This window comes from Kordiimonas sp. UBA4487, assembly GCF_002389025.1.
In the GTDB taxonomy this organism is placed as follows: domain Bacteria; phylum Pseudomonadota; class Alphaproteobacteria; order Sphingomonadales; family Kordiimonadaceae; genus Kordiimonas; species Kordiimonas lacus.
Genome location: NZ_DGNR01000011.1, coordinates 174,863 through 194,657 on the forward strand (window position 1 = coordinate 174,863; position 19,795 = coordinate 194,657).

The 19,795-nt window shown below is 58.5% G+C and carries 20 protein-coding genes; 10 read left to right on the top strand and 10 right to left on the bottom strand.

The annotated features are described in order from the left end of the window. The first annotated feature begins 90 nt into the window (after positions 1 to 90). Together B3Z17_RS06310 and B3Z17_RS06315 are read left to right on the top strand one after the other, a co-directional pair. Complete coding sequence (locus tag B3Z17_RS06310; RefSeq protein WP_286829023.1) at positions 91 to 1,884, top strand: aminopeptidase P family protein; 1,794 nt, start codon at positions 91 to 93, stop codon at positions 1,882 to 1,884. Positions 1,885 to 1,904: 20 nt separating this feature from the next. Then, positions 1,905 to 2,648: a metallophosphoesterase gene (locus B3Z17_RS06315; RefSeq protein ID WP_286829024.1), complete on the top strand. Its 744-nt coding sequence runs from the start codon at positions 1,905 to 1,907 to the stop codon at positions 2,646 to 2,648. Here B3Z17_RS06315 and B3Z17_RS06320 read toward each other — a convergent pair. Then, on the bottom strand, positions 2,614 to 3,042 hold the full coding sequence (locus B3Z17_RS06320) for an OsmC family protein (protein ID WP_286829025.1): 429 nt from the start codon (positions 3,040 to 3,042) through the stop codon (positions 2,614 to 2,616). The two genes, B3Z17_RS06315 and B3Z17_RS06320, sit on opposite strands and share 35 nt — an antisense overlap. Before the next feature lie 157 nt (positions 3,043 to 3,199). On the opposite strand from B3Z17_RS06320, the gene B3Z17_RS06325 reads away from it, so the two are divergent. Continuing rightward, on the top strand, positions 3,200 to 3,628 hold the full coding sequence (locus B3Z17_RS06325; RefSeq protein WP_286829026.1) for a BLUF domain-containing protein: 429 nt from the start codon (positions 3,200 to 3,202) through the stop codon (positions 3,626 to 3,628). A gap of 3 nt (positions 3,629 to 3,631) precedes the next feature. On the opposite strand, the gene B3Z17_RS06330 is transcribed toward B3Z17_RS06325, so the two are convergent. Next, entirely contained in the window at positions 3,632 to 4,285 is a 654-nt protein-coding gene (locus B3Z17_RS06330; protein WP_286829027.1) for a glutathione S-transferase, read from the bottom strand. Further along, positions 4,285 to 5,262 carry a rhodanese-related sulfurtransferase gene (locus B3Z17_RS06335; RefSeq protein WP_414672763.1) on the bottom strand — a complete coding sequence of 326 codons (978 nt, stop codon included), beginning with the start codon at positions 5,260 to 5,262 and terminating at the stop codon, positions 4,285 to 4,287. The genes B3Z17_RS06330 and B3Z17_RS06335 overlap by 1 nt, the downstream gene beginning before the upstream one ends. A gap of 301 nt (positions 5,263 to 5,563) precedes the next feature. Between B3Z17_RS06335 and bfr the strand changes: the two genes are divergently transcribed. Then, a complete protein-coding gene (bfr, locus tag B3Z17_RS06340; protein WP_068308263.1) occupies positions 5,564 to 6,043 on the top strand; it encodes a bacterioferritin in 480 nt (159 codons plus the stop codon). A gap of 106 nt (positions 6,044 to 6,149) precedes the next feature. Here the strand turns inward: bfr and B3Z17_RS06345 are convergent, their stop codons facing one another. Beyond that, a complete protein-coding gene (locus B3Z17_RS06345) occupies positions 6,150 to 6,341 on the bottom strand; it encodes a (2Fe-2S)-binding protein (protein WP_068308266.1) in 192 nt (63 codons plus the stop codon). 208 nt (positions 6,342 to 6,549) lie between these two features. Between B3Z17_RS06345 and B3Z17_RS06350 the strand changes: the two genes are divergently transcribed. The 4 genes from B3Z17_RS06350 to B3Z17_RS06365 all read left to right on the top strand — a co-directional run bounded on the left by B3Z17_RS06350 (position 6,550) and on the right by B3Z17_RS06365 (position 10,127). Next, complete coding sequence (locus tag B3Z17_RS06350; protein WP_286829029.1) at positions 6,550 to 7,170, top strand: PAS domain-containing protein; 621 nt, start codon at positions 6,550 to 6,552, stop codon at positions 7,168 to 7,170. A 154-nt stretch (positions 7,171 to 7,324) separates the two neighbouring features. Further along, positions 7,325 to 7,855 (top strand): PAS domain-containing protein, encoded by a 531-nt coding sequence (locus B3Z17_RS06355; RefSeq protein WP_068308272.1) that lies wholly within the window; start codon positions 7,325 to 7,327, stop codon positions 7,853 to 7,855. Between the two features lie 181 nt (positions 7,856 to 8,036). Next, entirely contained in the window at positions 8,037 to 9,338 is a 1,302-nt protein-coding gene (gene guaD / locus B3Z17_RS06360; RefSeq protein ID WP_286829030.1) for a guanine deaminase, read from the top strand. Between the two features lie 69 nt (positions 9,339 to 9,407). After that, entirely contained in the window at positions 9,408 to 10,127 is a 720-nt protein-coding gene (locus tag B3Z17_RS06365; RefSeq protein WP_286829031.1) for a substrate-binding periplasmic protein, read from the top strand. Here the strand turns inward: B3Z17_RS06365 and B3Z17_RS06370 are convergent. Genes B3Z17_RS06370 through aceB form a run of 3 tightly spaced genes read right to left on the bottom strand, consistent with a single transcriptional unit; the run spans position 10,124 to position 13,436 of the window. After that, positions 10,124 to 10,621 (bottom strand): ureidoglycolate lyase, encoded by a 498-nt coding sequence (locus B3Z17_RS06370; protein WP_286829032.1) that lies wholly within the window; start codon positions 10,619 to 10,621, stop codon positions 10,124 to 10,126. The two genes, B3Z17_RS06365 and B3Z17_RS06370, sit on opposite strands and share 4 nt — an antisense overlap. Before the next feature lie 3 nt (positions 10,622 to 10,624). After that, entirely contained in the window at positions 10,625 to 11,815 is a 1,191-nt protein-coding gene (locus B3Z17_RS06375) for a urate hydroxylase PuuD (RefSeq protein WP_349680305.1), read from the bottom strand. Between the two features lie 19 nt (positions 11,816 to 11,834). Further along, on the bottom strand, positions 11,835 to 13,436 hold the full coding sequence (aceB, locus tag B3Z17_RS06380) for a malate synthase A (RefSeq protein ID WP_286829034.1): 1,602 nt from the start codon (positions 13,434 to 13,436) through the stop codon (positions 11,835 to 11,837). A gap of 406 nt (positions 13,437 to 13,842) precedes the next feature. Between aceB and B3Z17_RS06385 the strand changes: the two genes are divergently transcribed. Together B3Z17_RS06385 and B3Z17_RS06390 are read left to right on the top strand one after the other, a co-directional pair. After that, entirely contained in the window at positions 13,843 to 14,775 is a 933-nt protein-coding gene (locus tag B3Z17_RS06385) for a LysR family transcriptional regulator (RefSeq protein WP_286829035.1), read from the top strand. Then, complete coding sequence (locus B3Z17_RS06390) at positions 14,772 to 15,239, top strand: hypothetical protein (protein ID WP_286829036.1); 468 nt, start codon at positions 14,772 to 14,774, stop codon at positions 15,237 to 15,239. The genes B3Z17_RS06385 and B3Z17_RS06390 overlap by 4 nt, the downstream gene beginning before the upstream one ends. Here the strand turns inward: B3Z17_RS06390 and xdhC are convergent. Genes xdhC through xdhA form a run of 3 tightly spaced genes read right to left on the bottom strand, consistent with a single transcriptional unit; the run spans position 15,236 to position 19,788 of the window. Then, positions 15,236 to 15,994, bottom strand: coding sequence for a xanthine dehydrogenase accessory protein XdhC (gene xdhC / locus B3Z17_RS06395; RefSeq protein ID WP_286829037.1), 759 nt, complete (start codon positions 15,992 to 15,994; stop codon positions 15,236 to 15,238). The genes B3Z17_RS06390 and xdhC overlap by 4 nt on opposite strands. A 4-nt stretch (positions 15,995 to 15,998) precedes the next feature. Beyond that, positions 15,999 to 18,317, bottom strand: coding sequence for a xanthine dehydrogenase molybdopterin binding subunit (xdhB, locus tag B3Z17_RS06400; protein WP_286829038.1), 2,319 nt, complete (start codon positions 18,315 to 18,317; stop codon positions 15,999 to 16,001). Further along, on the bottom strand, positions 18,310 to 19,788 hold the full coding sequence (gene xdhA, locus B3Z17_RS06405) for a xanthine dehydrogenase small subunit (protein ID WP_286829039.1): 1,479 nt from the start codon (positions 19,786 to 19,788) through the stop codon (positions 18,310 to 18,312). The genes xdhB and xdhA overlap by 8 nt, the downstream gene beginning before the upstream one ends. Positions 19,789 to 19,795: the final 7 nt, after the last annotated feature.

Here is a 19,795-nt window from a genome sequence, read left to right on the forward strand (position 1 = left end):
CGGAAATACCAACTTTCCTTGCAAAATGGCCCCTGCCCTGCCATGTAAAGCCCAACTTGTTTTCAGTTGAAACCTTAGGAGAAGCCGCCCATGTCCGATCATGCTGCCCGATTGACCGCCCTCAGAACTGAGATGAAGGAGCGTGGCCTTGACGGCTATATCGTGCCGCTGACCGATGAACACATGAGCGAATATGTAGGCAGCTACGCCCAGCGTCTGCCGTGGCTGACAAACTTCACCGGGTCTGCGGGCAACGCGGCGGTGCTAATGGACAAGGCCAGCCTGTTTATCGATGGGCGCTACACAATTCAGGCAGCAGCCGAGCTGGACCCGGCCTTGTATGAACATCACCTGTTTGATGAATACCCGCTTTTGAAGTGGGTGGCCGACCATTCGGATGAGGGCGCCGTGATTGGCTATGACCCGGAGCTGACGACCATCGCCTGGGTTGAGGAAGCCGAAGCCCTGTTCAAGAAGAAGGGCCTCAAGCTTGAGGCCGTCAGCACAAACGTCATCGATGCCATCTGGGAAGACCGCCCTGCAGAGCCGCTGGCGCCCGCGCTGGTGCATACAGCCGAGCATGCCGGCAAATCGGCCGAGGAAAAACGCGCCGAGATTGCTGCCCAACTGCGGGAAGAAGGCGCCGACGCCGCCGTTATTACCATGCTGGACAGCATTGCCTGGGCCTTCAACATTCGCGGCACGGACGTTTCCAACACGCCTGTGACCCACGCTTGGGGCATCCTGCACGCTGATGGCAGCGCCAACCTTTATATCGCGCCAGAGAAAATCACCGACGAGCTGCGCGTGCACCTGGGCAACCAGGTTCAGATTGAGCCGCGCAACACCTTCTATATGGCGCTGGCGGCGCTTGGTGGCGCTGGCCGGAAAATCCTGGTGGACCGCAACACCAACAACGCCAAGGTGTTCAACACGCTTGAGGTCAGCGGCGCCACGCTGATTGAAGGCCAGGACCCTTGCATCCTGCCGAAAGCCATCAAGAATGAGGCCGAGCAGCAAGGCAGCCGCGATGCCCATATCCGGGACGGCGCGGCCATTTCGGAATTCCTGCACTGGATTGAAACCGAAGCACCCAAGGGCGGCATTGATGAGCTGACCGCCGTGGACCGCCTGTGGGCCTTCCGCAAGAAGCGGGATCTTTTGCGCGACAAAAGCTTCGACACCATTTCCGGCAGCGGCCCCAACGGCGCCCTGCCGCACTATAGGGTAAATGAAGCCTCCAACCGCCCACTCAAGGCTGGTGAACTGTATCTGGTGGACAGCGGCGGCCAGTATCTGGACGGCACCACCGACATCACCCGCACCGTGCCGATTGGCGAACCGACAGACGAGATGCGCGACCGCTTCACCCGCGTGCTGAAGGGCCACATTGCGCTGGCCACCACGCGATTCCCCAAAGGCACCAGCGGTATGGCGCTGGACGCCATCGCGCGCCGTCCGATCTGGGAAGCTGGGCTGGATTATGACCACGGCACCGGCCACGGTGTCGGCGCCTTCCTGGGCGTGCATGAAGGCCCGCAACGGATTGCCAAAGGCGGCACGTCCGTTCCGCTACAGGCAGGCATGATCCTGTCGAACGAACCCGCCTACTATAAGGAAGGCGAGTTCGGTATCCGGATCGAGAACCTGATCCTGGTGAAGCCAGTTGATGAAGACACCGAACGTGAGATGTTCGAGTTTGAAAACCTCACCTGGGCGCCCATTGACCGCCGCCTTGTTGATACCAAAATCATGACGGATACTGAGCTTGAGTGGCTCAATGGCTATCACGCACAGGTGTATGATAAGATAGCGGAACTGGTTGACGCAGACACCCGCCAGTGGCTTAAAGAAGCAACCGCGCCAATCGGGCGCGCCGCTTAACGGACTATCCAGGACCAAACATGAACGCATCGCATCAGACAGCCCCGCGCCACATCAGGCTACCGGCCAACACGGCCGGGCGGGACTTTCTGCTTGGGGACCTGCACGGCGAATATGACCATTTCGTCGAGGCCATGACGCGGGTGAATTTCGACCCGGCAAAAGACCGCGTCATTTCAGTAGGGGATCTGGTGGACCGGGGCCCGAGCTCCTATGACTGCATGATGCTTTTGCACAAGCCCTGGTTCTATGCCACCCGCGGCAACCACGAAACCATGCTTCTGGATGCCCAGTTCGACGGCGCCGTGGCCATGTGGATGGCCAATGGCGGCGAGTGGTTCCTACAGCTGACGGAAGAGCAGAAAGACGATTGCACGACGCTGGCGCAGCAGATGCCGCTGGCGATCACACTTGAGCTGAAGGACGGACGCACCATCGGCGTCTGCCACGCCGAATGGCCGGGCGAAGACTGGGGCCAAGTGGGTGACACGGTGTTCGACCTTTATCAGGTTCAGGCCATGCTGTGGGGCCGGCGGGTGCTCACGAAGGGCAAGCCACAGAGCGACCGCACGGCCGCGCTGACGGTGCATGGCCACACGCCTATCGACGCCCCCAAGAAACTTGGGAGCGCGCTGTTCATCGATACGGGCTGTGTTTATGGCGGGACGCTGACGCTCGTGAGCGTCGAGCAGGCGCTGGCAATCCCGCCGGACGCGAAACCGTCAATCTTCAGTCGGCTTCGCGGACTTCGAAGTCAGTCGTAATCTCGGCCATGGCGCCCAGCTGCACCGACGCCGAACAATATTTATCCTTCGACAACTGAATAGCCCGCTCGACCGCGCGAGGGTCAACCCCGTGCCCCGTAATCACGAAATGTGCGTGGATTTTGGTGAACACCCGGGGCGGTTCTTCGGCCCGCTCGCTATCGAGCTCCACCCAGCAGTCAGTGACCTTCTGGCGGGATTTCTTGAGCATCAGCATCACATCGATACTGGAACAACCGCCCATCCCGAGCAGCAGCATTTCCATCGGGCGGATGCCGTGATCAAGGCCGCCGTCGCCGGAACCCGAATCCATCACCACCGCGTGGCCCGAAGGCGACTCGCCAATGAAGGTCATGTCACCGGCCCATTTCACCCGTGCCTTTTTTGCTGCCATGCTGATGCTCCCGATAAGGTTTGAAACGTTGCGTTAGCTGCTTTTAAACCAAGCCGCCCCCAACCGGCAACGACTGTTCGGCGCAAATTCCCGTTAACGCAATCTTTAGCCCTGAAATCATACACTTGGTTATGGTTAACGGTGGAGGCCAGATGCCGTGCTCTATCATCTACTTTATATCAGCGAACTGAAGGATGACACATCCTGCGACATGGACACCATCCTGCTGAACTCCAGGGGCTTCAACAAGGACCACCATATTACGGGCGCCCTATGGTTCAATGGCGCGACATTCGTTCAGATGCTTGAGGGCAGCAGGACATCACTTTCCGATGTTCTACAACGCATCATGCGCTCAGACGCGCACCACAAATTCGAATTGGTCTTTTTCGAGCCCGCGCCGGAACGCATCTTCTCGGATTGGTCGATGGCCTATTATCACGCGTCGAAGGACGAGCAGGATATCGTCAAGAAATTCGCGACGGGCGATCACTTCAACCCGCGCGAAATGTCGGCCCAAAGCCTTATCACCTTCATGCGGTATCTTGAGATGGCGCGTCATGTGAGCGCCGCCCACAGCATCTAAGCCCTAGCCCGGAAAATCGGCTTCCGCATCACCAGGTTGCCACTGCGGGTATTTCTTCATCACCGATTTGAAAAAGTCGCCGTCCATAAAGGCCTTCAGCCATGCGCGCAGCGCCGGATAGGGCGCGCTGTCGAACCAGACGCGATCAACGCTGGCGAACTGGCGCATGAAAGGCAAGACGGCATAATCGGCCAGGCAGGCGCGACCGCCAAACAGCCAACCCGTATCCTGAAGCCGAGCCTCCAGTTTGGCGAGGAACACCTCAGCAGCCTGTCGATGCTCAAGCGGGTCCACATCCTCATACCGGGTGGCATATTTGTAGCGGTCCAGATGATGCTTGAAGTCGCCGTCACAGCCCGCGATCAGCGCGAGCATGTCAGCAAGCGTGCCAGCTTCCGGTGTCAGCCAGCCGTCCGGGTCATGCTGCTCAAGCGCCCAGCGCATCACGTCCAGGCTTTCGTCAATCACCGTGCCGTCCGCCAGCATCAGCACCGGCACCGTGCCCTTGGGCGAGATCTCCAGCATGTGGGCCGGCTTGTCCCTGAGCACCACCTCCCGGAGCTTCACACCCACGCCAGCCTTGGCGATGGCAAGCCGCGCCCGCATGGCATACGGGCAGCGGCGGAAGCTATAGAGAATGGGATGCGCGTCAGCCACTAGTCGGCCTCGGCGCTTTCCGCTGCGCCGCCCGATTTGCCACGGGGTGGCTTGGTGATTCCCACGTGGCGTTCGCCGCGTTTTTGCGCCAGTTCGATCTGCTTCTGGCGTTCCTTGAAGCGCTCTTTCTGGTCAGCTGTTGTCTCGTCAATGCACAGCGGGCAACTGACGCCTTCCTCATATTCCGGCAGCAGCTTGGCGTCTGGGGATACAGGCCGACGGCAAGCGCGGCACATGGTATAGTCCCCTTCCGCGAGGCCGTGGCGCACGGATACCCGGTCGTCAAAGACGAAACAGTCGCCTTCCCACAGGCTGTCCTCTTCCGGCACTTCCTCGAGATACTTCAGGATGCCGCCTTCAAGGTGATAGACCTCCTCGTATCCCTGCTCTTTCATATAAGCCGTGGATTTTTCGCAGCGGATACCACCAGTGCAGAACATCGCCAGCTTGGGCTTCTTCAGGAGGTCTTTGTTTTCTTCGGCCCACTGGGGAAACTCGCGGAAGGATTTGGTCTTGGGGTCCACTGCGCCCTTGAAGGTGCCAATGGCCACTTCATAATCGTTGCGGGTATCCACTACCACCGTATCCGGGTCGGAGATCAGCGCGTTCCAGTCCTGTGGCTTCACATAGGTGCCAACCACCTTGTTGGGGTCCACCCCTTCCACACCCAGCGTGACGATTTCCTTCTTCAGCCGCACTTTCATACGCAGGAAAGGCTCATCCGACGCCCAGCTTTCCTTGTGGGCAAAGCCCGAAAGCGGCGCGATGGCATGCAGGAAATCAAGCACTTTGCGCACACCCGCCTCAGGGCCGGCGATGGTGCCGTTGATGCCCTCGTTCGCGAGAAGGAGCGTGCCCTTCACGTCGCCCTTGAGGCACACATCGGTGATCGGCTGCTGCCAATCCTTAAAGTCAGGGAAGGCCGCGAACTTATAAAGCGCAGCCACAAGATAATTCGACATAGTTGTTCCATTCATTTCAGGGGACCGACGCGTAAAGCCGGGACCAAAACTGGGCGCCTTATACAGGGCCATGGCGCTTTTGTAAAATCGCGGCCCCGCATGCAACCAGCACGCGGCATGAAGCACCCAAACCCTTGAAGAAACTGGACGAATTTTAGCCAGACTATCTTGTGCTTATTTCAGGGAAAAACCTTTTGTTTCCATGCAATTAAGAAGAGTTAGCAACTGTGAAAAGCGATTGGTTTTCTGCTATGGTGCCGCTATAGTCTGGATCAATCATCGATAGCGACAATACCCGAACCCGAGGAGGCTCGTCATGAAAGGCGACAAAAAGGTCATTCAGCATCTTAACGTGATTCTCAAGAACGAGCTGACCGCCATCAACCAGTATTTCCTGCATTCGCGCATGCTCAAGGACTGGGGCATGAAAAAGCTGGCGGACAAGGAATATGAAGAGTCCATCGACGAGATGAAGCACGCCGATGAGCTGATCGAACGCATCCTGTTCCTGGAAGGCCTGCCAAACCTGCAGGATCTGGGCAAGCTGATGATCGGCGAGGATGTGAAGGAAATCCTCGAATGCGACCTGAAGATGGAGCACACGGCCCACAAGGACCTCAAGGACGCGATCGAATATTGCGAAAGCATCCGCGACTATGTCAGCCGTGAACTGCTGGAAAGCATCCTCGAATCTGAAGAAGAGCACATCGACTGGCTGGAAACCCAGCTAGGCCTTCTGGACAAGATGGGCTACCAGAATTACGTGCAGCTGCAGACGCCGGCCGCCGAAGACTAACGGCTGCGCGCGCACCGCACCTGCTTAAGACACAAAAAGACCGCCTGGGCATTTGGCCCGACGGTCTTTTTTCCCCTACGTGCCCGGGCCAGCGCCCGGAAGTAGATTATTCCGCTGCAAGGACCCGCCGGTTCGGCAGTTCCTCCTGCACCAGATCATTTGCACAGTCATGGCAGGCACCACAGCAGAAGCCATTGCCAAGTGACAGATAGGCTTCTTCAGCGTTGCTTACGCCGCCTTCGCGCACAGCGGCACGGATTTCCCGGTCAGTATATCCATTGCAAAGACACACATACATGGCGCAAACAACCTTCTGCAATTGCGAACAATTCTTAGTATTAGTATCAACTGGAAAAATCCCCGTCAACAAGAAAAGTCTGCAACCCCTGCTGAGTGGGCGTTACGGCAAATCACCAAACCTGATCCAAGGACCGATTTCAGCCGTATTGATCTGACCATCTCTATGGTATTGTTGAAAAAAACAAGGCGACAGCAGGATACGCCATATGAAAGAGCCATATCAGAAGAAGCCGTTCGATTTCCCTCATGTTCCGCCAAGGGTTGACCTGAAGCTGGATGAAATCGACGAATCGACCCTCACGGACAAGCTGAAGCTCTGGCCGGTGCTGTGGCGTGATTTGCTCAAGGACGGAAAAGTGATCCCTGCCAAATCTGACCTGAGCATGCCGAAGCTGGCGGCGATTTTGCCCAATCTGATCATCTTTGAACGGCTGGAAAGCGGTGATTATACCCTACGGCTTGTCGGTACCGATGTGGAAGCCTGGCTGGACCGAAAACTGACGGGGCTTGACCCCCTGTCTCTGGTGCCCGAACCACAGCGGCGTCGGGTCAAATCGGTATATGACCATGTGATCAATCAACCATGTGGCTTTTATATTTCCGAGGTGCTGATGCTCAGTCAGGGCAAAAAGGCCCGAACTACCACTTTGAAACTGCCGCTGACCGATAAGGAAGGCACGATCCGCTATTTCCTGGCGGTCTACCAGTTTTCCGACAGTGAGTATGTCGATACAGAACCCCACCTGGCGGCAGCAGAACATCACCGCGTCGATCATATCGGCTATATCGACATCGGGTTTGGTGTGCCCGCTGACCGGGCCTTATAGTCTTCGCGCTGGCCTCCTTGCCGCTGCCTGTATGGCTTCAGCCGCACCCGCACGAGCGAGGCCTGAAGCCAAGCTTGTTTACCATTCCTTGAATTCAGGTATGATAGATTCCAGTCTCGAGTTGGGGTCGAGCAATGGAATCGGATAATCAGTTTTGCTGAATCTGGAGCATAGCATCCTGCCACCCGGCACCGAGTTCGGTGAATTTGTCATTCACGGCGGCAAGGATGTGGTCGGCAAAAATCCGATTATGGATTTCTTCTATGACTATTGGTTGTCCAAGCACACGGGCGACAAGCTTCCATGCCGGGCAGATGTCCGGCCCACCGAAATCCGCAAGCATCTGGATCATCTGGTGATCATGGATGTAACCCGTGACCACGAACCGTTCGGCCTGCATGTACGGCTGATCGGCACCCATGTGGCCAACTTCTACGGTGAGATCTCCGGCAAGGACATCCGGGAGATGACGAACCAGATCGCAGCCAACCGCATCTACCACACAAGTGCGCTTGTGCTCTCTGAGAATGTACCGCAACTGTGCATCACGCCAGCCATCTCGCCGGACCGCGAATATCTGGAAGCTTTCGCGCTCTATTTGCCGCTGTATGACGACGCTGGCGAGATTGAGAAAATCCTTGTCGCCGTGGATGTGGTGTCCCGGCGCAACAGCCGCCTTTTCTAGCCTAAAAATGCGTGAAAACGCTTGGAATTCCGCCAAAAAAGTGATTAACTGACCAAGGAGTCAGGATTGCTCGTTTGAAGGAGCGCCAACCTCCAAATTGTGACAGAATGTAACCCTGCCCGCGGGCAGGGGTTTTTATGTGGGCCACCGGACAATTCCGGGGTCAAGACAAGGATCGGGTGTGACAGTTAAAGCGATCAAAGGCGCGATTTTTCATCTTGTGGACGACCCGGCTGTGGTTGGCACCGAGGCCGCGGCAGCCTATTTCCCGGACGGTTTGCTGGTGCTGGAAAACGGCCATGTGCTGGCCTGTGGCGCGCGCGCTGATCTGGAACCCACCCTGCCGAAAGGCACCTATATTGTCGACCATAGCGGCAGCCTGATCATCCCCGGCTTTATCGACACCCACATCCATTTCCCGCAACTGGACATGATCGCCTCATTCGGCGAACAGCTGCTGGACTGGCTGGAGCGCTATACCTTCCCGGAAGAAGCCAAATTCAAAGACCCAGCCCACGCGGAAGAATGCGCTGATTTCTTCCTTGATGAGCTTTTGAGGAACGGCACCACCAGCGCACTGGTTTACGGCACCGTTCACAAAGAATCGGCCGACGCGCTTTTCAAAGCCGCGTTCGACCGCGGCATGCGAATCGTTGCCGGCAAGGCGCTGATGGACCGCAACGTACCCGAAGCCGTGCGTGACACGGCCGAAAGCGGCGACCGCGACAGCCGCGAGCTGATTGAAAAGTGGCACGGCAAAGGCCGTCTTGGGTATGCGGTGACACCGCGTTTCGCCCCCGCCTGCTCAGACGACCAGATGACCCGCGCCGGCAAATTGCTGGCCGAAATCCCGGACCTTCTGATGCACACGCACATGTCGGAAAACACGGGCGAGATTGACTGGGTGAAGGAGCTGTACCCAGATGCCAAGGATTATCTGGATGTCTATGCCAAGTTCGGCCTGCTGACCGACCGCAGCGTGTTCGCCCACTGTATTCACCTGGGCGACGATGAATTCCAGCGCATGGCAAAGAATGGTGCGGCCATCAGCTATTGCCCGACCTCGAACCTGTTCCTCGGCAGCGGCCTTTTTGACCTGAAAAAAGCCGAAGCGCACGGTGTGAAGGTGGGCATGGGCACAGACGTGGGCGCAGGCACCAGCTTTTCGCTCCTGCAGACCATGAATGAAGCCTACAAGGTGTGTCACCTGAAGGGGCATAAGCTCGATCCCTACAAGTCATTCTATCTGGCGACCCTTGGCGGTGCGCGGGCCCTCAACATGGGGGACAAGGTCGGCAGTTTTGAAGCTGGCAAAGAGGCAGATTTCCTGGTGCTCGATCTGGCTGCGACCCCGCTTCTGAAGCGGCGGCTGGAGAATTGCACGTCGATCGACGAAACGCTTTTCGTGCTATCGATGCTGGGGGATGACCGCGTCATCTGCCATACCTATATTGCAGGCGCGTGCCGGTACAGCAAACCGTAAGCTGCTGGTATTACTCTGATTTTCATGTACACTCTCCGGTGGATGGGTCAACAATAGCCGGAGCACCGCGTGTTCGCTGCCTTCGCCACTGCCGCGATGATAGTCGCTGTGGAACCCGCACCCGACGCGGTGCGGCTGACGCTTTACACTGAAGAAAACCCGCCCTTCAATTTCTTCTCGGAAAACACCGGCAAGATTGAGGGGACAGTGCACGCCGTTGTCACGGAGATGATGCGCCGGGCCGGGTTCAGCTATCAGGTCGAGCTTCTGCCCTGGAAGCGAGCCTTCCAGACCGCGCAGGAAACATCCAACGCCTGCCTCTATAGCGTCGACCGAACCGAAGAACGGGAAGCCCTGTTCCAATGGGTGTCGCCGATCTTCGAAAGCGGCTGGTATCTTCACCGACGACCGGATTCCGATATTGAGATCATGTCGCTGGCGGACATCACGCCTTACCGGGTTTCAGCCACGTTTGATTATGCGTCTACCCGTGAACTCATGGCACAGGGCCATCAGGATATCCTGATGACACAAACCAGCATCGATGCGTTGCGGCTGCTCTATCGGGGGCGGGTTGATCTGCTGCTGACCGGCGAGCTGGAGGCGAAACATCTGTCAAAAAAAGCAGGGCTACCTGAACCCATACCTGTATTGAAACTGGGCACCGCGATTTCCAGCATGGGGTGCAGCCTGACAACAGACCCGGTCATCGTGCAGAAACTGCAGGAAATCAACGACGGCATGGCCACCTTCAAGGCCCGGGTTTTGGGCGAGCCTGCAGGGGACTAGAAGCTGACGACTCGCTGCTCATCCGCGCTCAACTCATGCTCAACGCAATTGTCATCACCCGCAATGCGGTCAATCACCAGAAAATCGCTGACGCCCTCAAGCGCGAGGGAAAAATGATGCCAGGTGCCGGCGTGATAGTTCACGCCCTGACCGGGGCCCGCCAGAAAGGCGCGCATTTTTGAGGCATCAAACGGCCCTTTGGGTGCCACCACCACCAGATAGGGGCGACCGGATAACGGCACAAACGCCTGTGATGATTTGGGGTGATATTCCATCACCTTCACGGTGATCGGCCCGTCAAGCGGGCTAGACCGGAAGATACTGACACCGACTTTGCCGCCATCCGCGGTGAGCGCCAGTTGCGCCAGATCATGGAACCGCGTGGTATTGCCGTAATTGATGGAAATCTGCCGCGCGTCCGCTGACGCCTCAATGACATCGCCGAAAGGGGCGAAAGCGTCTGGTGTCAGCGGTTCGGCTTTGAGCGTGCGCATGGCCTAGCGTTTCATCCCGTCTTCAATCCACTTGCCAAGAAGGGCGCGTTCCTCGTCCGTCATGCCAGTCTCGTTCCCAAGCGGCATGATATCGGATTTGACGGCCTGTTCCATGATCGTCGGGGCATACTGCACCAGTTGGTCAGCCGTGTCGAACATCGCGCCAGCAGGGGCCTCCTCAAAGAACTCGTGGGTCGGCGTCGCCGAATGGCACATGACACAGTGCTTGCCAATAACCGCCTGGACTTTCTCGAACGTCACCTGGTCATCCGCCACCTCAACTCGGCCCGCCTTCTCGGCCTCCGCGGCAAAGAATGCGATGGCGAGGAACAGCGCCACGGCGGCCACCACGAGCGCCGGGCTGGTCTTGCCCTTGTGCCGGAGGTTGAAGAAATGCCGCACCAGCACACCCACCAGGCCGATGGCCGCTACGATCACCCAGTTATAAGGGTTCGAGAAGGTCATTGGATAGTGGTTCGAGATCATCAGGAACAGCACCGGCAGGGTCATATAGTTGTTATGAAGCGACCGCTGCTTGCCGATCTGGCCCAGTTTCGGGTCTGGCGTCTCGCCTGCCGTCAGGGCCGCGACCACCTTCTTCTGGTTGGGGATGATCACCATGAACACGTTGGCCGCCATGGCGGTCCCCACGATGGCGCCGATATGGATGAAGGCCGCCCGGTCCGAAAATATCTGCGTCAGCGCATAGGCTGCCGCCACGAGGCTCGCGAACCAGATGATGCCGGTGAGCTTGTTGTTACTCCCGATCGGTGACCGGCACAGGCCGTCATAAAACACCCACCCGCCAACAAGGAACGCCAGGCTGATGCCGATGGCCTCCGCCTGCGACAGCGCCATCTTGGACCGGTCGATCAGGAACAGGTCCGCGCCCAGATAATAGATCACAGCCAGAAGCGCGAAGCCGGACATCCAGGTGAAATAGGCTTCCCATTTGAACCAGTGCAGGTTTTCGGGCATCTGTTCCGGCGCCACGGCATATTTCTGCTTGTGATAGAAGCCGCCGCCGTGCACGGACCACAGCTCGCCCGACATACCCTTCTTGGGCTCTTTCGGTTTTTCCAGATGGTTATCAAGCCAGACGAAATAGAAGCTGGAGCCAATCCAGGCGATCCCGGTGATGAAATGCAGCCAGCGAATGGCCAGATTAAGCCAGGGGGTAAAATCGAATTCCATCATCCGGTCCTTCTAAGTCTTATGCCGCGTCTGCAAATTCATAATCCATCACCAGCTCATAGGCCGGGCGGGTCAGAAACTCTTCAAGCTCGTCATCCATCACAAGGCAGGTAAACAGCGCCACCGCGTCTGCCAGATAATCCCTGCCGATGAACGTCTCGCCTTCAAGCTTGGTGACTTCCTCATCGATCATGGCACCGAGGAGCGCGTCATCAATGGTGCGGCCATCAGACAGCTTGGCACCATGCGTGCGCCACTGCCACAGTTGGGTGCGGGAAATCTCCGCCGTCGCAGCATCTTCCATCAGGTTATGGATCGGCACGCAACCCATGCCCGAAAGCCACGCCGCGATATAGAGCAAGCCCACATTGATATTGCTGCGCACGCCCGCTTCGGTGATAGCGCCCTTCGGCAGCGTCAGCAGGTCTTCCGCTGTTACGGACACTTCAGTGCGGAGGTTCGAAAGCTGGTTCTGGCCTGGCATGACCGCGTCAAACACCTCGCGCGCGACCGGGATCAGCCCCGGGTGCGCCACCCAGGTGCCGTCATGGCCATTCTTGGCCTCCCGCTCCTTATCAGTGCGCACTTTGGCGACAGCGGCGGCGTTCAAAGCCTCGTCCGTTTTGATCGGGATCTGCGCCGCCATACCGCCCATGGCGTGTGCCCCGCGCTTGTGGCAGGTCTGGATCAGAAGCTGGCTGTAGGACTTCAGGAAATGCTGGTCCATGCCCACCGCCCCCCGATCCGGCAGCACGAAATCAGGCCGCCGGGCGAAGCGTTTGATGAAATTGAAAATATAGTCCCAGCGCCCGCAATTGAGGCCCACGATATGCTCGCGGAGCTCATAGAGGATTTCGTCCATCTGGAAGGCGGCGGTGATGGTTTCAATCAGCACCGTCACCCGCACGGTACCGCGCTTCAGGCCCATGCGGTCTTCGGCAAAGGCGATCACGTCTTCCCACAGGCGGGCCTCGAGATGGTGTTCCATCTTGGGCAGGTAGAAGTATGGCCCAACGCCCTTGGCCATAAGCGCTTTGGCGTTGTGATAAAGAAACAGCGCGAAATCAAAGAAGCCGGCAGATACCGGCCGGCCACCCAACAGCACATGCTTTTCCACCATATGCAGGCCGCGCGGGCGCACCAGAAGCACCGCGTGGTCCGCGTTCAGCGCATAGGCTTTGCCGTTCGCCGGATTCACGTAAGAGATCGTGCCGTGCGCGGCATCGCGCAGGTTCACCTGTCCCTGGATCATATTCTCCCAGGTGGGAGTGGAGCTGTCCTCGAAATCGGCCATGAAACAGTCGGCGCCGGAATTCAGGGCGTTGATCACCATCTTGCGGTCAACGGGGCCCGTGATCTCAACAGCGCGCTTCAGGAGTGGCGAGGGGGCAGGACGGACTTTCCAATCACGGCTGCGGACATCAGCTGTTTCGGGGAGGAAAAGGGGGAGGTCTCCACCGTCGAGCTTTTTCTGGACCGCCTCTCGAGCCGCCATCAGCTCCCGTCGCTTCGCGCCAAACTTACGCTCTACTTCAGCGACAAAGCTGAGGGCATCGGAGCCCAGGATATCCGCAAAGTCGGGGGAAACAGTCGCCGTAACGGTGATGTCTGCATGCTGCATGTCCTGCCTCCTCGCGCACTTGGGGGTTCGCCAAATCAGAATGAAACGCCAATCTGGCAGCGCGCACCATACACCACCTGATCATCCTGAATAATCACGTAATTTCTGTAGGATTTTCAAAAATATTTTGATAATTATAAGCCACAACCCACAAATAGAATCGAGCAGCGCCGCACATAGCTTTCCGTCAGTTAGGAGAAAACGATGCAGAATAATGGGTTATTTCAAGAGTTTTCGACGCGGTCTGACGGGAAGCTGTATGCGGCCCGTAGGGGTGGGCAGAAAAGGCCGACTTCTTCGATCAAAATGCTCGCTGATGTCCCTGCATCACCTGCGCTCTTTCCCTCGAATTCGGTACTTTTCTGCTCCAACGATGCCGATGCTCTTTGTGGGTTTGTGGCCTAGTATGAGCGTGTTTGATGATATGGCGGTTTTTGTCCGCGTGGTGGAACAGGGTAGCTTCTCTGGCGCCGGGCGGACGCTTCGGATGTCGCCGGCGCTGGTGTCCAGCCGAATCGCCCGACTCGAGTCACACCTGGGTGTCAGGCTGTTCAACCGGACTACACGAAAGGTCACCGTCACCGAAGCCGGGCGGCGGTACTATGACGACTGCCTGGATATCCGCAGGCGCGTGGCGGACGCCGAAGCGCGGGTGAGCGAGCACGACACCATGCCCTCAGGCATTCTAAGGCTCACCAGCTCCACCAGCTTCGGGCGCCAGTTTCTGGCCCCCATGATCCCGGAATTCAATGGCCGCTATCCGGACGTCAGCCTACAGTACCGCATGACCGACGCGCTTGTGGATGTGTTCGGGGACGGCATGGATGTGAGCGTGCGCCTTGGGCCCCTCAAGGACAGCAGCCTCAAGGCGCGTATCCTTAGCCCCTGCCCGCGCTATATCTTCGCGTCACCCGACTATCTGGCGCGTCGCGGCGTGCCCGAAACACCGCGTGACCTTGTGGACCATAACTGCCTGCTCTTGCGCTTCCCAGGCTCCCGCCAGTTCCGCTGGCGCTTCAAGGACAGGAAAGGCGAAGACTATGACGTGGGCGTTGAAGGCACGCTCGATAGCAACAATGGCGAAGCGCTGAAGGAATGGGCGCTTCAAGGCGCGGGGCTGGTGTTCAAAACCTATTTCGAGGTGGCCGAGGAGGTGAAGGCCTGCAAGCTGAAGATCGTCCTCGCGGACCACATGCCGCAGGATGCCTATATCGCCGCGCTTTATCCGTACGAGAAATATGTCCCCCCCCGCGTGCGCGCCTTTATCGATTTCCTGGATGAAGCCATGAAAGCGGATGGAAGGTTCGGGCAGGCACCACCGAAGGAGGCTTTTGTATGAGCCGGACCGATCCCATCGTGAAAATCAAACAATCAATCAGCACACTGCTGATTTTTGGAAGTATCCCACTACTGTTGCTCGTTCTGGATCTTTTGGTCTGGCTGAAGCGCGGCACCATCGACCAGGACCTGCTACTCATTTCGATCAGCATTTTCTTGGTCCTTTTCATGTGGTCGCGTGGTGAAACTATCATCCTGACGAAAGACCGGCTGGTTCACAGAAAGTTCTTTGTCCCTCACTGGGAAATCGGTTTAGCGGACATAGCAAAATGTACCGCCATCTCAAAATTTGAAATCGGTGCCAGGCCGCCGTTCCGATTGGAAATCTATTCGGCTCAAAAAGAAAAGCCCGACCATGTCATCAACCTGAAGCCCTTCAGAAGAAAAGATATCAACCTGTTATTTACCAGGCTGCCAAACCTGAAAACGGATGGCTTCACATTCACGCTAATGAGTAAAGACTAAAGCTGCTGCAACAGCTGTGCGGCGACGGCAGCGGCGATGACTTCGGGTTCCTTGCCGGTAACGCCTTCAACCCCGATGGGGCATGTCATCTTCGGCAAATCCGCTTCCGTGATCACGCGTTCCTTGAGCATGCGGTTTTCAAACCGGGCGCGTTTGGTCTTTGAGCCAATGAGCCCACAGTAGCGCGCGTCCCCGCGCTTGAGGACCGCTGCCGTGATGGCATAATCCAGCTGGTGGCTGTGGGTGAAGATGAGGAACAGGCTGCCCGCGGGCGCGCTTTCCACCACCTCTAGCGGGTCGCGGTCTGTCACCGTCTCAGCATGTTTAGGCACAAAGCTTGGGAACTCGTGCGCGCGTTCGTCTACCCATGTGACCCGAAAGGGCAGCTTGTGGATCGCGGCCATCACGGCCTTGCCCACATGCCCCGCGCCGAACATGTAAAGCGGCGCGAGCGCCCGGTGGTCGGCCATCAGCGCCATGCGCTCCGCGAGCGGCTTCTTCGCAAGCTTCAGGACAACGCTGCCGCCGCAGCACTGCTCGAGGAGTGGGCCGAGCGCGTAGTTCTGGGTCACTTCCGTAAGCGTCTCGTCAGCCAGCAGCTTGTGCGCCTGCTCGATCGCCAGATATTCCAGATTGCCGCCCCCAATGGTGCCCTGGATGCCACGCGCATCCACCCACATGGTGGTGCCCGCTTCACGCGGGGCCGACCCTTTGGTCTCTTCAATCAAAATCAGGACGCCAAACTCACCAGACACCAGCTTACCCCCGCATCTGCCCAATGGCCTTCAGCACCTCTTCCGGTGTGGCTGGCGCATTCAGCTGGGGCAAAACCTTATTGTCCGCCACAGACGCCACCGCATCGCGGATCGCCAGGAACACGCTGTTCGCCAGCATGAAGGGCGGTTCGCCCACCGCCTTGGACCGGTGGATGGTGGCCTCGACATTGCGGCCTTCGGCATAGAGGTCAATATTCATCACCTCGGGCCGGTCACTGCAGGCCGGGATCTTGTAGGTCGACGGCGCGTGGGTCTTCAGATTGCCCTGCCCGTCAAACACCAGCTCTTCTGTCGTCAGCCAGCCCATGCCCTGGATGAAGCCGCCTTCAATCTGCCCCTTGTCGATGGCCGGATTGAGCGACCGGCCGGTGTCATGAAGGATGTCGACCCTATCGACCTTATATTCGCCGGTGAGCGCGTCGATGGTCACCTCGGATACCGCGGCGCCATAGCAGAAATAGAAGAAGGGCCGGCCCTTATGCGTGGCGCGGTCATAATGGATTTTGGGCGTCTTGTAGAAACCGGTGGCCGAAAGCGACACCCGGTTCAGGTAGGCCTCTTTGGTCAGCTCCTCAAACGCCAGCTCATTGTTTTCCACATACACCTTGTTGCCTCTAAAGCTGACACGGTCGGTCGGGCAGCCGTATTTCTCGGCCGCGAAATCGATCAAGCGGGCCTTGATCTTGCGCGCGGCATCCAGCGCCGCCATGCCGTTGAGGTCAGACCCTGATGAGGCCGCCGTCGCCGACGTGTTGGGCACCTTGGCCGTCGTTGTGGCGGTGATCTTGATCTTGTCCACATCGATCTGGAATTCTTCGGCCACCACCTGGGCAACCTTGACGAACAGGCCCTGGCCCATCTCCGTACCGCCATGGTTCAGATGCACACTGCCGTCGGCATAGACATGCACCAGCGCGCCCGCCTGGTTGAGGTGGGTGGTGGTAAAGCTGATGCCGAACTTCACCGGCGTCAGCGCGATGCCTTTCTTCAAGACAGGGCTCGCGGCATTGAAATCTCGGATCGCGACCCTGCGCGCCTGATAGTTGGCGCTGTCCTGAAGCCTGGTGATCAGCTCAGCGGCGATATTATCCTCCACCGTCATGCCGTAAGGCGTGGTGTCCCGGCCTTCGCCGTAAAGGTTCGCCAGCCGCACCTCGTTCGGGTCCTTGCCCAGCGTGCGAGCGATGTCGTCGATAACATATTCAACACCGATCATACCCTGCGGGCCGCCGAAGCCCCGGAAGGCGGTGTTGGAGACCGTATGGGTCTTGCATCTGTGTGACTTGATGGTGCTGTCGCCCAGGAAATAGCAATTGTCGGCGTGGAACATGGCGCGGTCATTGATGGCGGGCGACAGGTCGGTCGAGCGGCCGCAGCGCGACGCCATGGTGATCTCAATGCCCAGGATGTTGCCGTCGTCGTCGAAGCCGACGTCATAGTCATATTTGAAGTCATGGCGCTTGCCGGTCATGATCATGTCGTCGTCGCGGTCGAGCCTGAGTTTCGCGGGCCGTCCGGTCTTGACCGCCACCAGAGACGCCATCGCCGCAAACATGGCCGGGTGGGTTTCCTTGCCGCCGAAGCCGCCGCCCATGCGCCGCACCTCAACCGTAACCGCATTGGTTGGCCGCCCCAGCACGTGCGCCACCAAATGCTGCACCTCCGACGGGTGCTGGGTACTGGAATAGACATGCACATCGCCGTCTTCCTGTGGTGTGGCGAAAGCAATCTGGCCCTCGAGATAAAAATGGTCCTGCCCGCCAATGCGGAAGCTGCCCTGCAGGCGGTTGGGTGCCGACGCGAGCGCCGAGGCCGCGTCGCCCTGCCCCATGGTTTGCATGGGTTCAATGGCGCTCTCATGCTCAAGCGCCTCGTCAATGGTCGTGTAGGCGGGCAGTTCTTCATAGGTTACGTCCGCCAGCTTGGCCGCCGCGCGGGCAAGCTCGACACTGGTGGCCGCCACCGCAAAAATCGGCTGGCCGATATATTCGACAAGCCCCTCGGCGAACAGCGGATCGTCGCCCGCGAACGGGCTGACGTCATTATGGCCAGGAATATCCTGGGCCGTTAACACGCACACAACACCCTTGGCCGCCCGCACTTTGTCCAGATCCATCGCCATGATGCGCGCATGGGCTTTCTCAGACATCGCCACATAGAGATGCAGCAGGTCCTTCGGCTCGGGCAGGTCATCGATATAGATGGCTTCGCCCGAAACATGCTTGTGCGCGCTGTCGTGGCGGAGGTCCTTGTGCACGGCGCCCTTGATTTCAGAGAGCTGATCAGTCGTCATTTCAGACATGGGCCAGCTCCTTATTACCCACCAGCCGGGTGTCGGTCTGCTCGGTGGTTTCCACAAACGCTTTCATCAACAGGTTCTGCGCCACCTGCATGCGGTAGTCCGCGCTCGCCCGCATGTCAGAAATCGGCGCATAGTCCTGCGCCATCGCCTCCATCGCGGCTTCAACTGCCTCAGCCGTCCATTCCTTGCCCACAAGCGCGGTTTCCGCCGCCGTCGCGCGCTTCGGGGTCGCGGCCATGCCGCCAAAGGCGATGCGCGCATCCTCAACAATACCGTCCACAATGGTCAGGCCAAAGGCCCCGCACACCGCGGAGATGTCCTGATCGAACCGCTTTGAAATCTTGTAGGTCCTGAATCGCTGATTCTCTACCGGTTTCGGCACAATGATCCGGGCTACAAATTCGCCCGGTGCGCGGTCCTGTTTGCCGTACTCGATGAAATAGTCCTCAAGCGGCATGGTGCGCTCGGCAGCGCCTTTCCTGAGCACGAGTTGGGCGCCCACTGCGATCAGCGCCGGCGGGCTGTCGCCGATCGGCGAGCCGTTTGCGATATTGCCACCGATGGTGCCGCTGTTCCTGATCTGGACGCTGGCGAAGCGGCGATACAGTTCCCCCATGTCCGGATAGTATTTGGCCAGCAGCTCCATGCCGTCCGTCACGCTGACGCCCGCGCCGATCTCAACCGACTCGCCAGACTCGCGAGTCTCCTTCAGCGCCGCCACCGCGCCGGTATAGATCACGACGGAAAGTTCCTTGTGCATCTTGGTGACCCACAGGCCCACGTCGGTGCCGCCTGCCAGGATCGTGGCGTCGGGATAGGCCTCCACCAGATCGGCCAGCGCATCCATCGTTACGGGTGCGAAATATTTCTTCTCACCCCCTGAGACCGGGTCCTTGGCCGTCAGTTCCAGCGTTTCGTGGCGCTTGAGGGCAATGAGGCTTTCGATCTTGTCCTTGAGCGCCATATGGTCCACCGGCACGCGCGCTTCCTGTGCGCGCATCCCGGCCTCAACCAGCGGGCCATAGCCCGTACAGCGGCACAGGTTGCCGGCGAGCGTGTCATTGAGCCGCTCCCGCGTGGCCACGCCGCCGTCCTCATACATGGCATAAAGGCTCATCACGAACCCCGGCGTGCAGAAGCCGCACTGGGAGCCGTGGGTATCCACAATCGCCTGCTGCACCGGATGGAGTGTGCCGTCCTTCGCCTTCAGGCTTTCAACCGTGATCAGTTCCTTGCCGTCGAGCGTGGGCAGGAACAGAATGCAGGCGTTCACCGCCCGGTAGCGCATTTCCTCATCAACCACCTCGCCGATCACCACCGTGCAGGCGCCGCAGTCACCTTCCGCGCAGCCTTCCTTGGTGCCGGTGCGCGCCAGCTTATAGCGCAGGAAACCCAAAACCGTTTCCGTGGGATCAGGGTTCACGAGCTCATACAGCTCACCGTCGAGAAGAAATCTTACAGTTCCATACATCAGGCCA

What these genes read in the sequence shown, in the direction of transcription:
- B3Z17_RS06350 (WP_286829029.1), top strand. Translation starts at nt 6,550, where the DNA reads ATGAAAGAGCCATATCAGAAGAAGCCGTTCGATTTCCCTCATGTTCCG.
- B3Z17_RS06335 (WP_414672763.1), bottom strand. Translation starts at nt 5,262, where the DNA reads ATGAATGGAACAACTATGTCGAATTATCTTGTGGCTGCGCTTTATAAG.
- aceB (WP_286829034.1), bottom strand. Translation starts at nt 13,436, where the DNA reads ATGCAGCATGCAGACATCACCGTTACGGCGACTGTTTCCCCCGACTTT.
- B3Z17_RS06345 (WP_068308266.1), bottom strand. Translation starts at nt 6,341, where the DNA reads ATGTATGTGTGTCTTTGCAATGGATATACTGACCGGGAAATCCGTGCC.
- bfr (WP_068308263.1), top strand. Translation starts at nt 5,564, where the DNA reads ATGAAAGGCGACAAAAAGGTCATTCAGCATCTTAACGTGATTCTCAAG.
- B3Z17_RS06310 (WP_286829023.1), top strand. Translation starts at nt 91, where the DNA reads ATGTCCGATCATGCTGCCCGATTGACCGCCCTCAGAACTGAGATGAAG.
- B3Z17_RS06370 (WP_286829032.1), bottom strand. Translation starts at nt 10,621, where the DNA reads ATGCGCACGCTCAAAGCCGAACCGCTGACACCAGACGCTTTCGCCCCT.
- B3Z17_RS06375 (WP_349680305.1), bottom strand. Translation starts at nt 11,815, where the DNA reads ATGGAATTCGATTTTACCCCCTGGCTTAATCTGGCCATTCGCTGGCTG.
- B3Z17_RS06320 (WP_286829025.1), bottom strand. Translation starts at nt 3,042, where the DNA reads ATGGCAGCAAAAAAGGCACGGGTGAAATGGGCCGGTGACATGACCTTC.
- B3Z17_RS06315 (WP_286829024.1), top strand. Translation starts at nt 1,905, where the DNA reads ATGAACGCATCGCATCAGACAGCCCCGCGCCACATCAGGCTACCGGCC.
- B3Z17_RS06385 (WP_286829035.1), top strand. Translation starts at nt 13,843, where the DNA reads ATGAGCGTGTTTGATGATATGGCGGTTTTTGTCCGCGTGGTGGAACAG.
- B3Z17_RS06390 (WP_286829036.1), top strand. Translation starts at nt 14,772, where the DNA reads ATGAGCCGGACCGATCCCATCGTGAAAATCAAACAATCAATCAGCACA.
- xdhA (WP_286829039.1), bottom strand. Translation starts at nt 19,788, where the DNA reads ATGTATGGAACTGTAAGATTTCTTCTCGACGGTGAGCTGTATGAGCTC.
- xdhB (WP_286829038.1), bottom strand. Translation starts at nt 18,317, where the DNA reads ATGTCTGAAATGACGACTGATCAGCTCTCTGAAATCAAGGGCGCCGTG.